This is a genomic window from Sphingomonas sp. PL20 (genome assembly GCF_017875905.1).
Taxonomy (GTDB): domain Bacteria; phylum Pseudomonadota; class Alphaproteobacteria; order Sphingomonadales; family Sphingomonadaceae; genus Sphingomonas; species Sphingomonas echinoides.
In genome coordinates, this window is the sequence record NZ_JAGINH010000002.1 from 1,951,312 (window position 1) to 1,962,653 (window position 11,342).

At 65.9% G+C, this 11,342-nt stretch carries 8 protein-coding genes; 7 read left to right on the forward strand and 1 reads right to left on the reverse strand.

Features of this window, described 5'->3' with window-relative positions; all coding sequences use genetic code 11:
* The first annotated feature begins 37 nt into the window (after positions 1–37).
* From serS to H4W01_RS08990, 5 genes are all read left to right on the forward strand, one after another.
* Positions 38–1,369, forward strand: coding sequence for a serine--tRNA ligase (serS, locus tag H4W01_RS08970; protein WP_209610742.1), 1,332 nt, complete (start codon positions 38–40; stop codon positions 1,367–1,369).
* A gap of 127 nt (positions 1,370–1,496) precedes the next feature.
* A complete protein-coding gene (gene surE, locus H4W01_RS08975) occupies positions 1,497–2,261 on the forward strand; it encodes a 5'/3'-nucleotidase SurE (RefSeq protein WP_209610743.1) in 765 nt (254 codons plus the stop codon).
* An 11-nt stretch (positions 2,262–2,272) separates the two neighbouring features.
* On the forward strand, positions 2,273–3,397 hold the full coding sequence (locus H4W01_RS08980) for a M23 family metallopeptidase (protein WP_010402826.1): 1,125 nt from the start codon (positions 2,273–2,275) through the stop codon (positions 3,395–3,397).
* Between the two features lie 29 nt (positions 3,398–3,426).
* Positions 3,427–4,653, forward strand: a complete 1,227-nt coding sequence (gene tyrS, locus H4W01_RS08985) for a tyrosine--tRNA ligase (RefSeq protein WP_209610744.1) — start codon at positions 3,427–3,429, stop codon at positions 4,651–4,653.
* 114 nt (positions 4,654–4,767) lie between these two features.
* Positions 4,768–5,088, forward strand: coding sequence for a PilZ domain-containing protein (locus tag H4W01_RS08990; RefSeq protein WP_209610745.1), 321 nt, complete (start codon positions 4,768–4,770; stop codon positions 5,086–5,088).
* Positions 5,089–5,210: 122 nt separating this feature from the next.
* Here H4W01_RS08990 and recG read toward each other — a convergent pair whose 3' ends face one another.
* On the reverse strand, positions 5,211–7,271 hold the full coding sequence (gene recG / locus H4W01_RS08995) for an ATP-dependent DNA helicase RecG (protein ID WP_209610746.1): 2,061 nt from the start codon (positions 7,269–7,271) through the stop codon (positions 5,211–5,213).
* Between the two features lie 87 nt (positions 7,272–7,358).
* Here recG and H4W01_RS09000 point away from each other — a divergent pair, with 87 nt between their 5' ends.
* Positions 7,359–7,625 carry an FAD assembly factor SdhE gene (locus H4W01_RS09000; RefSeq protein ID WP_209610747.1) on the forward strand — a complete coding sequence of 89 codons (267 nt, stop codon included), beginning with the start codon at positions 7,359–7,361 and terminating at the stop codon, positions 7,623–7,625.
* A gap of 146 nt (positions 7,626–7,771) precedes the next feature.
* Positions 7,772–11,329 (forward strand): transcription-repair coupling factor, encoded by a 3,558-nt coding sequence (gene mfd / locus H4W01_RS09005; protein ID WP_209610748.1) that lies wholly within the window; start codon positions 7,772–7,774, stop codon positions 11,327–11,329.
* Positions 11,330–11,342 lie beyond the last annotated feature (13 nt).

Consider the following 11,342-nt stretch of genomic DNA (forward strand, 5'->3'; position numbering starts at 1 on the left):
GGTTGCGTAGGGCACGGGGCGACGCCATAGCCCGGTCATGCACGATATCCGTCTGATCCGGGATGATCCCGCCGCCTTCGACGCAAGCCTCGCCCGGCGTGGCTTTGCCCCCGTTGCCTCTGAACTGGTCGCGCTCGACGAACGGCGACGCGCGCTGATGACCGAGGCGCAAGTGGCGCAGGCGCGGCGCAACGAAGCCTCGAAAGCGATTGGTGCCGCGAAAGCGGCCAAGGACGAGGCGACCGCTGCCACGTTGATGGCCGAAGTTGCGACGCTGAAGGAACGGCTGCCCGCGATCGAAGCCGAAGAAAAGGCGCTTGGCGAGTCGTTGAACGCCCAACTCGCGGCGATCCCCAATCTGCCGCGTGCTGATGTGCCCGAGGGTGCCGACGAAACCGGAAATGTCCTGGTCGCCAGCCACGGCACCCCCGGCACCTTCGCCTTCACCCCGCGCGAGCATGATGCGATCGGCCCTGCGCTGGGACTCGATTTCGAAACCGGCGCGGCAATGTCGGGCGCGCGCTTTACCCTGTTGCGCGGTGCGGCGGCGCGGCTGCACCGCGCGCTTGGCCAATTCATGCTCGATACGCTGTCGGGCACGCACGGCTATGAGCAAGTGGTCCCGCCGCTGCTGGTGCGCGACGAAGCGGTGTTCGGCACCGGGCAGCTCCCCAAATTCGCCGAGGATCTGTTCAAGACCACCGATGGCCGCTGGCTGATCCCGACCGCCGAAGTCAGCCTGACCAATATCGTGCGCGAACAGATTTTGAGCGAGGCGGAACTGCCGCTGCGCTTCACCGCCCTCACCCCCTGCTTCCGTTCGGAAGCGGGCGCGGCCGGGCGCGACACGCGCGGTTTCATCCGCCAGCATCAGTTCGAAAAGGTCGAGATGGTGTCGATCGTCACGCCCGATGCCTCCGAGGCCGAGCATGAGCGGATGACGGCGTGCGCCGAAGGCTTGCTCAACGCGCTTGGCTTGCCGTTCCGCCGGATGAAATTGTGCACTGGCGACATGGGCTTCACCGCCGCGCGCACCTTCGATCTCGAAGTGTGGCTGCCCGGTCAGGGGCAATATCGCGAGATTTCGAGTTGCTCGACCTGCACCGATTTCCAGGCACGGCGCATGAATGCACGCTACCGGCCCGCCGATTCTCTCGCGAGCAATTTCTTGAAAGCAGGCACGCATTCAAAGTTCATGGGCAAGGGGCCTTATCCTTTTGTCCACACGCTCAACGGCTCGGGCCTCGCGGTCGGACGGACGTTGGTGGCGGTTCTGGAAAACTATCAGCAGGAAGATGGCGCGGTGGCGATTCCCGACGTGCTCCAGCCCTATCTCAAGGGCCTCAACCGGCTGGAACCGGCACGCTGACCTTTCCCGTTCGCTCCGAGCCTGTCGAAGGGCGGGCCCTCCTCCCGCGCCTTGCTCGCAAGGGAGAGCGGTGCTTCGACAAGCTCCGCACGAACGGAAAAGCGCGTCATGCATAAAGGACGACACGATGCGGATTCTGCTGACCAATGATGATGGCTATCACGCGCCCGGGCTCAAGATCCTGGAAGCGATTGCCGCGAAATTTTCCGACGATGTCTGGATCGTTGCGCCCGCCGACGAACAATCGGGCGCGGGCCATTCGCTGACGCTGACGCGCCCGATCCGCGTGCGCCAACACGCCGAAAAGCGCTTTGCCGTGGCCGGCACGCCGACCGATGCGGTGATGATGGCGCTCGCACGGATCATGCGCGAGGCCAAGCCCGACCTGATCCTTTCAGGCGTTAATCGCGGGGCCAATCTGGCCGAGGACGTGACCTATTCCGGTACGGTTTCCGCTGCGATGGAGGGCGCGCTGGCGGGGGTGCGGTCGATCGCGCTGAGCCAGGTCTATGACCGCGAGGGCCTGGGCGACGCGGTGCCGTTCGAAGCCGCCGCCGCCTGGGGTGAGCGCGTGTTGCGCCCGTTGATCGACGCCCCGCTGGAGCCCCGCAGCCTGGTCAACATCAACTTCCCTGCTGGACCGGCGGACCGCGTGAAGGGGATCAAGATCGTCCAGCAGGGCCTGCGCGATTACGGACGCCTGCAGATCGTCACCAACCGGGATCCGCGCGGATACGACTATCACTGGTTCGCGCTCGGCCCGACCGAGGAAACACCAGCCCACGCCACCGATCTGGAAGCTGTGCAAGATGGGTACATTGCCGTGACGCCGCTGCATCTCGACCTGACACACCGCCCCTCGCTCGCTATGCTGGGCGCATTGTACGCTTAGGGGGGTAGAGAATGGGGCATCGCGGCAAGACCTTTGGTATCGCGATCCTGGTCCTGGCACCGCTCACCGCCTGCATTCCCAATCCAGACCGGCCACAGCGCGGTTATGACGCCCCGCCCCCCTATCAGCCGCGCGACGACCAACGGCCTTACGAACCGCAAGGTGGGGATCGTCCCGACCGCGAGCAGGATCGCTACGAACCGCAACGGATCGATGCGGGCGTTTCGGCCCTACCCGCCCCCCCGCCCGCCTGGCAGGCGCGACCGGTAACGGCTGATGCCGAGACCGTTTCGGCGACAAGCTATATCGTCCGCCCCGGGGACACATTGCGCGCCGTTGGGGACCGCACGGGTGCCGGTTCCGAAGCGATCGCGCGGGCGAATGGCCTGGCCGCCCCCTTTGTCATCCGGCCGGGACAGCGGCTCGACATCCCCGGCGGGCGCTATCATCAGGTGCGTGCCGGGCAGACCGGCATCGCGATCGCGCGCGCTTACGGCGTGGATTGGTCGCGCATCGTCAGCGCGAACGAGTTGAACGAGCCCTATACGCTGCGGGTCGGGATGCGCATTCTCATCCCCGGCACGGCAAGCGGGAGCACCGCGGCCGAGCGCGCCGCCGCCTTCCGGCTCGACATCGATGATATCGTCACCGGCAGCGAACCCGCTCTGGCGGCGAACGAGCGGCCGGTCCGCCCGTCGCCTTCGTCGCGGCGCGTGCTGGCACCCACGCAGGCGGTTGCCGAACCGACCCGACTGAGCGGTGGCTTCGCCTGGCCGGTGCGGGGGCGCATCGTCGCCCATTTCGGCCCCGGTGCATCGGGCGAGAAATATAACGGCATTAAGATCGCGGTGCCGATCGGCACCCCGATTCTCGCCGCCGCCGATGGTGTGGTGGCCTATGCCGGCAGCGGCATCCCGACGCTGGGCGGCCTCGTCATCGTGAAGCACGGCGATAGCTGGACGACGGTGTACGGCCATGCCAGCCAGCTGCTCGTCCAGCGCGGCCAATCGGTGCGGCGCGGGCAAACGATCGCGCTGTCGGGCGATTCCGGGCTGGCCGATCGCCCCGAACTCCATTTCGAGATGCGCAAGGGCCGCACCCCGGTCGATCCGCAGCGGCAATTGCCGGGGATTTAATTCGGAGAAAAATCCGCTATTCGCCCGGAATGACCGAGCACACCTCCGCCCTTCTCCGCCTGCTGTCCGAGCGTGGCTATATCCACCAGACGACCGACGCCGCCGCGCTCGATGCGCTGGCGAACACGCAGACGGTGCCCGGCTATATCGGCTTCGATCCGACCGCGCCGTCGCTCCACGTCGGCAGCCTTGTCCAGATCATGCTGCTGCGCCGCCTCCAGCAAAGCGGGCACAAGCCGATCGTGCTGATGGGCGGCGGAACCGGCAAGATCGGCGATCCGAGCTTCAAGGACGAAGCGCGCAAGCTGCTCGACCATGATGGCATCGCCACCAATGTCGCCTCGATCCGGCGCATCTTCGAACGCTTTCTGGTGTTCGGCGACGGCCCGACCGACGCCATCATGCTCGACAATGCCGAGTGGCTCGACAAGCTCGAATACATCCCGTTCCTGCGCGATGTCGGCCAGCATTTTTCGGTCAACCGGATGCTCAGCTTCGATTCGGTCAAGCTGCGGCTCGATCGCGAACAGTCGTTGTCCTTCCTCGAATTCAACTACATGATCCTCCAGGCTTATGACTTCCTGGAACTGTCGCGCCGCGCTGGCTGCCGCCTGCAAATGGGCGGGTCGGATCAATGGGGCAATATTGTCAACGGCATCGAACTGTCGCGCCGCATGGACGGAACCGAGGTCTACGGCATCACCACCCCGCTCATCACCACCGCCGATGGTGGAAAGATGGGCAAGACCATGTCGGGCGCGGTGTGGCTGCACGAGGACCAGTTGCCGCATTACGATTACTGGCAATTCTGGCGCAACACCGATGACCGCGATGTCGGCCGCTTCTTGCGGCTGTTCACCGATCTGCCGCTGGAGGAGATCGCGCGGCTCGAAGCCCTGGAAGGTGCCGAGATCAACGCTGCCAAAATCGTGCTCGCCAATGCAGCGACCGCGATGTGCCGTGGTGAAACCGCCGCAGCCGAAGCCGCCGAAACTGCGCGGCGCACCTTTGAAGAAGGGGGCGCGGGCGGGGCGCTGCCGACCTTTGCCGTCGACGGCCCGATCGGCATTGTCGATGCGTTGATCGGCCTAGGCTTCGCCGCATCGAAGGGCGAGGCGAAGCGGCTGATCAAAGGCGGCGGTGCGCGCGTGGGCGCGGACAAGGTCAGCGATGAGGCGCTGATGGTCGAGGTTGGCGACGAGCCGGTGCGCATTGCCGCAGGCAAGAAGCATCACGGCCTGTTGGTCCGTGCGTAAATCTCGATAGAACCTCAAAAAAATATAACGGTTAGCAGACGTTAAGCGGCTTCGTTGCGACCTGTTTTACATCCTTTGTCGTATTTTTACCCGGCCCATTAGAGGGGTTTGGCAATGGCAAAGGCACTGGCAGGACAGGTCGCGGACAAGCGCGCCCTGGCCCGCGACGAAGTACATTATCGCGCCCGGGCTTATGGTCCGGACGCACAACAGGTGTCGTTGCTGATCGTGAATCTGTCGGCGCTCGGCCTGATGGCGCGCGCCGAGATTCCCTATGGCGAAGGGGAGCGGTTACGCGTGACGTTGCCGGTGGTCGGCGTCGTGGTCGCGGAAATCCGCTGGTCGCTGGGCGGGCGGATCGGATGCGAGCTGGATCAACCGATCGACCTTGCGGATTATTATGAGGTGCTGGCGGTGATGGTGCGGGGTAAATAGCGCAACCCGTTCGCCCTGAGACTGTCGAAGGGCGCTCCGCTTCCTTGTGTGGGGGCTTCGACAGGCTCAGCCCGAACGGAATTTGGGTGATCCGGTTTACGAGAAATCGACGCTAGCGCGCCTCACCCCGATCGCAACAACGCCACGCCCGCCTCGCGCTCAAAGAGATAGAGCGCGGTCCGCGCCGCCTGGCCGCGTGCGCCGTCCAGGCCACCGTCGCGGTCGATCAGCAGCCGCGCATCATCGGTGGCAATCGGCAGCAAGGTGGTCAGCATGTCGGGCGTCGCGAGGCGGAAACCCGCCTCGCCCGATTGCTTGGTGCCGAGCAATTCGCCTGCGCCCCGCAACCGCAGATCTTCCTCGGCGATACGGAACCCGTCATTGGTCTCGCGCATCAACGCCAGGCGCGCGCGCGACGTTTCGCTCAGCGCTCCGCCACGGATCAACAGGCAGTTCGACTTGCCCGACCCCCGCCCGACGCGCCCGCGCAACTGGTGCAATTGCGCGAGACCAAAACGGTCGGCATGTTCGATCACGATCAGCGTCGCATTGGGCACGTCGACCCCGACCTCGATCACCGTCGTCGCCACCAGCACGCCCAATTGCCCGCTGGCAAAGGCCGCCATCACCGCATCTTTTTCGGCGGGCTTCATCTTGCCATGGACCAGCCCGACGCGGTCGCCAAAGCGCGCGCGCAACGTCTCGGCCCGCGCTTCCGCCGCCGCGAGATCGCTCTTCTCGCTCTCCTCGACCAACGGGCACACCCAATAGGCCTGGCCGTCATCGGACAGGTGCCGCCCGAGCGCATCGACGACATCGCTCAGCCGGTCTTCGGAAATCACGCGCGTCTCGATCGGCTGGCGCCCCGGCGGCATCTCGTCGAGCTGGCTCACGTCCATCTCGCCATAATGGGCCAGCGTCAGCGTGCGCGGGATCGGCGTCGCGGTCATCGCCAGCAAATGCGGCGCGGCCTTGGCCTTGGCCTGCAACATCATGCGCTGCGCGACGCCGAAGCGATGCTGCTCGTCCACCACCACCAGCCCCAGATCCTTATAGGCAACCGCTTCCTGGAAGATCGCATGCGTGCCGATCAGGATGTCGATCGTGCCCGCCGCCAGCCCCATCAGTGTCGCTTCGCGCACGCGCCCCTTGTCGCGCCCGGTCAGCACCGCAACCTCGACCGGCAGGCCCGCCAGCATCCGCCGCAGCGACTCATAATGCTGCCGCGCGAGGATCTCGGTCGGTGCAAGCAGCGCCGCCTGCGCGCCTGCTTCCACCGCCGTCAGCATCGCCAACGTCGCCACCAGCGTCTTGCCCGCGCCGACATCGCCTTGCAGCAGCCGCAGCATCGGCTGCGCCTGTGCCAGATCGCCCTCAATCTCGCGCACCGTCCGCGCCTGCGCGCCGGTCAGCGCATAAGGCAAGCGCAGCGCCTCGCGCAGTCGTCCGGTCCCGACCAGCGCCCGCCCACGCCTGGCCCGCGACGATTGCCGCACCAGCATCAGCGCCAGCTGGTTGGCGAACACCTCGTCATAGGCCAGCCGCGTGCGCGCAACGGTGTCGGACGGGTCGGCATGAAGGCGCGCCAACGCCGCGCGCCAGCCCGGCCAGTCGTGCTTGGCCAGCAAGCCCGGCTCGATCCACTCGGCCAAATCGGGCGCGCGCTCGATCGCCTGCGTTGCCAAATGCCCCATCCGCTTGGAGGTGATCCCCTCCGACAGCGGATAGATCGCCTCGCGCTCGGGCGTGTCCTCGGCTTCCTCCAGCGGCAGGACATAATCGGGATGCACGATCTGCAATTCCTGGCCGTATTGCTCCAGTCGCCCCGACACGCGGCGCGGCTCGCCAATCGGCGCGAGCTTCTTGGCCCAGCCCGAATGCCCGCCGAAATACACCAGGCTCACATAATTGCCGCGCGCATCGGTCGCCTGCACCCGCGTCGGCCCGCGTCCGGCGCTCGAGCGATAGGATTGTGCAGTCAGCGTGATCGCAATCGTGCGCCCGGCATCGGCCATGTCGAGTTCGTCGCGCGCCAGCCGATCGACCCAACCGGTCGGCAAATGAAAGGCAACATCCACCACGCGCGACAGCCCGAGCCGGTCGAGCGGCTTGGCCAGGCCAGGGCCAATGCCCTTCAGCGCCGTAACTTCGGCGAACAATGGATTGAGGATATCGGGCCGCATGACTATCTGGGGTGCTCTTACCCCCACCCGGCCACCACCGCCAGCACATGCTGCCGATGGTCGTCGGGCAATCTGCGTTGGACGCCCATGGACCGCGAAACTCGCCTCAAACGCCTGCGCTTCCGCAGCTGGCACCGTGGCACCAAGGAAGCCGACCTGCTGATCGGCGGCTTTTTCGACGCGCGCTCGGACGGATGGAACGATGCCGAGATCACGCTGTTCGAGGAATTGCTGGAGGAACAGGATGTCGACATCATGGCCTGGGCGATCGGAACCGAACCCTGCCCGCCGCGCTATCAAGGCTCGATCGTCGATGCGCTGAAAGCGCTGAACTACGTGCCGATCGCGGAATAATCATCTCCCTCTCCCCGCTCGCGGGGAGAGGGCAAGCGAGCGCAGCGAAGCGCGGGAGAGGGGCAGTCACGCGGACGGCAGTTCCTGATACTCCCCCTCTCCCCCACCCTCTCCCCGCAAGCGGGGAGAGGGAGAAAGCCAGAAGAATGCCCAACCTGTCGCACATCCTCACCGCCAAGACCCCGCTCACGCTCGCGGGCGTGCCCACCGGGTTCGAGCCGTGGCTGCTCGCCGATCTCGCCCGCGCCGCCAAGACGCGCGCGGTGTTCGTCGCGCCAGACGAAGCGGCAATGCGCGCGGTCGCGGCGACCGCCCCCACCTTTGCGCCCGATCTCGAAGTGCTGACCTTCCCGGCGTGGGACTGCCTGCCCTATGACCGCGCCTCACCGACGCTGCGCGTCATGGCAGAGCGCATGGCGACGCTCTACTGCCTGCAACAGTCGCCCAAGGGCCCGCAATTGCTGCTCACCACCGTCAATGCGGTGGCGCAGCGCACGCTGACGCCGTTTCGCATCCGCCAATTGGTCGCGCGGCTTGCGCCCAAGGAGCGGATCGGGCGCGACCGGCTCGCCGCACTCTTGCAAGCCAATGGCTATGTCCGCGTCGAAACCGTTGCCGATGCAGGTGAATTTGCCGTGCGCGGCGGCTTGGTCGACCTGTTCCCGAGCGGCGAGGAACACGCGCTCCGGCTCGATTTCTTCGGCGACGAAATCGAAAGCGTCCGCACCTTCGACCCCGCCGATCAGCGCACCACCGGGCGCGTCGACGGCTTCGTGCTGCTGCCGGCTTCCGAAACGCTGATCGACGAGGACAGCGTCAAACGCTTCCGCGCGCGCTACCGCGAACGCTTCGGCGCGACCGCGACCGGCGATCCGCTCTATCAGGCGATCAGCGACGGGCGGCGCCTGGCGGGGATGGAGCATTGGCTGCCGCTGTTCGAGGACAAACTCGCCACGCTGTTCGATCATCTGGGCGACGGCGCGGTGATCCTGCGCGATGCCGGATCGGTCGCAGCCGCAGAACAACGCTTCGAAGCGATCACCGATTATCACGCCAACCGCGTGAAGGCGCAATCGAGCGACCCGGGCAGCTATCGCCCGCTCCCCGTCGACAGCCTGTATCTGACCGCCAAGGACTTTGCCGAGCGGCTTGACCAGGCCCCCGCCCACCGCATCACCGCCTTCCACGAACCGGAAAGCGCCACCGTGATCGATTTCGGCGTAGACGGCCCGCGCGATTTCGGTGCCGAGCGCGCCAATGGCGCGAACGTCTATGAAGCCGTCGTCCACCATCTGCGCGGGCTGGCACGCGACGGGCGCAAGGCGGTGCTGGCGAGCTATTCGACCGGTGCGCGCGAGCGTCTGGCCGGACTGCTGCGCGATCATGGCGCGACCAACCTCAAGCTGGTCGATACCTGGCAGGAAGCGCTGGGGGCGTCTGCTCCCCTCCCGCTTGCGGGAGGCGCTGGGGGAGGGCCTGCCACCACCCCACCGGCCACGAAAGCTGCAAACGTCCCTCCCCCAACCCCTCCCGCAAGCGGGAGGGGCGCTTCTGTCGCCCTTATCATCCTCCCCCTCGACCACGGTTTCAGCAGCCCGCAGGTCGCGCTGCTCACCGAGCAGGACATGCTCGGCGACCGCCTCGTGCGGCGCAACAAGCGCAAGAAATCGGCCGATGCGTTCCTCGCCGAACTGGCGATGCTCACGCCGGGCGATCTCGTCGTCCATGCCGATCACGGCATCGGCCGCTATGAGGGGCTGACCTCGATCCCCGTCGGCCAGGCCCCGCACGATTGCGTCGCGCTGACCTATGCCGGCGGCGACAAATTGTTCGTACCCGTCGAAAATCTCGAAGTGCTGAGCCGCTACGGCTCGGACAGCGAAGGCGCGAGCCTCGACAAGCTCGGCGGCGAGGCGTGGCAGCGCCGCAAATCGCGGATGAAGGAGCGCATCCGCGAAATCGCGGGCGAACTCATCGCCACCGCCGCCGAACGCGCCTTGCGCCCCGCCGAAACGATCGATCGCGACAGCAGCTACGCCGCCTTTGTCGACCGCTTCCCCTATGAAGAAACCGACGATCAGGATCGCGCGATCGAGGATGTGATGGGCGATCTTGGCAAAGGCACCCCGATGGACCGGCTCGTCGTCGGCGATGTCGGCTTCGGCAAGACCGAAGTCGCGCTGCGCGGTGCCTTCGCCGCCGCAATGGCGGGGTTGCAGGTGGCGGTGGTGTGCCCGACCACCCTGCTCGCGCGCCAGCATTTCAACAATTTCACCGCGCGTTTCGAGGGCTTTCCGCTCAACGTCGGCCGCCTCAGCCGCCTCGTGCCCGGTGCCGAGGCCAAGGCGACCAAGGAAGGCCTCGCCAACGGCACGATCGACGTGGTGGTCGGCACCCACGCGATCCTCGCCAAGGGTATCGAGTTCAAGCGCCTCGGCCTCGTCGTGGTCGATGAGGAGCAGCGCTTCGGCGTCACCCATAAGGAACGGCTGAAGGCGCTCAAGAACGACGTCCATGTCCTCACCCTCACCGCCACGCCGATCCCGCGCACGCTGCAAATGGCGATGTCGGGGCTGCGCGAACTGTCGGTGATCCAGACCCCGCCGGTCGACCGTCTCGCCGTGCGCACCTATGTCATGCCGTGGGATCCGGTGGTGCTGCGCGAGGCGTTGCTGCGCGAGCATTATCGCGGCGGCCAGAGCTTCTTCGTCACCCCCCGCATCGCCGATCTGCCCGATATCGAGGCGTTCATGCGAGATCACGTGCCCGAGGTCCGCTACGTCGTCGCGCACGGCCAGATGGCACCGACCGAAGTCGAAGAGCGCATGTCTGCCTTTTACGACAAGAAGTTCGAGGTGCTGATTTCGACCACCATCGTCGAAAGCGGGCTGGATATTCCGAGCGCCAACACGATGATCATCCACCGCGCCGACCGCTTCGGCCTCGCCCAGCTCTATCAGCTTCGCGGGCGCGTCGGGCGCGCCAAGACGCGCGCTTATGCCTATCTCACCACGCCCGAAAACCGTATCTTGAGCGAGACCGCCGAAAAGCGGCTCAAGGTGCTGAGCGACCTCGATACTTTGGGCGCGGGCTTCCAGCTCGCCAGCCACGATCTCGACCAGCGCGGCGCGGGCAATCTGCTCGGCGACGAACAATCGGGGCATATCAAGGAAGTTGGCTACGAACTCTACCAGTCGATGCTGGAAGAGGCGATCATGGACGCCAAGGCCGGTGGCCAACGCCTGCGCCCCAAGGATTTCAGCCCGCAAATCACGATCGATGCGCCGATCCTTATCCCCGAGGATTATGTGCCCGATCTCGATCTGCGCATGGGGCTCTACCGTCGCCTCAACGATCTCGAGGACCAGAACCAGGTCGAGGCCTTCGCCGCCGAACTGATCGACCGGTTCGGCAAATTGCCCGATCCGACCGAAAACCTGATCCGCATCATCGAGATCAAACTCAACGCCAAGAAAGCCGCCGTCGCTAAGATGGACGTCGGCCCCAAGGGCGCGCTGGTTACCTTCTTTGACGATACCCCGCCGAACGTGCCCGGCCTGCTCGCTTGGGTCAGTAAGCTCGATGGCGTGGCGCGGCTACGCCCCGACAGCAAATTGGTGGTCAACCGCGTCTGGGGCGATCCCAAGGCGCGGCTGCACGGCGCGCTGCAATTGTCGAAGGGCCTGGCCAAGGCGGCAGGGTAGCGGCCATACCGCC

Coding starts and splice junctions, on each gene's coding strand:
- serS (WP_209610742.1), top strand. CDS start 38: ATGCACGATATCCGTCTGATCCGGGATGATCCCGCCGCCTTCGACGCA.
- surE (WP_209610743.1), top strand. CDS start 1,497: ATGCGGATTCTGCTGACCAATGATGATGGCTATCACGCGCCCGGGCTC.
- H4W01_RS08980 (WP_010402826.1), top strand. CDS start 2,273: ATGGGGCATCGCGGCAAGACCTTTGGTATCGCGATCCTGGTCCTGGCA.
- tyrS (WP_209610744.1), top strand. CDS start 3,427: ATGACCGAGCACACCTCCGCCCTTCTCCGCCTGCTGTCCGAGCGTGGC.
- H4W01_RS08990 (WP_209610745.1), top strand. CDS start 4,768: ATGGCAAAGGCACTGGCAGGACAGGTCGCGGACAAGCGCGCCCTGGCC.
- recG (WP_209610746.1), bottom strand. CDS start 7,271: ATGCGGCCCGATATCCTCAATCCATTGTTCGCCGAAGTTACGGCGCTG.
- H4W01_RS09000 (WP_209610747.1), top strand. CDS start 7,359: ATGGACCGCGAAACTCGCCTCAAACGCCTGCGCTTCCGCAGCTGGCAC.
- mfd (WP_209610748.1), top strand. CDS start 7,772: ATGCCCAACCTGTCGCACATCCTCACCGCCAAGACCCCGCTCACGCTC.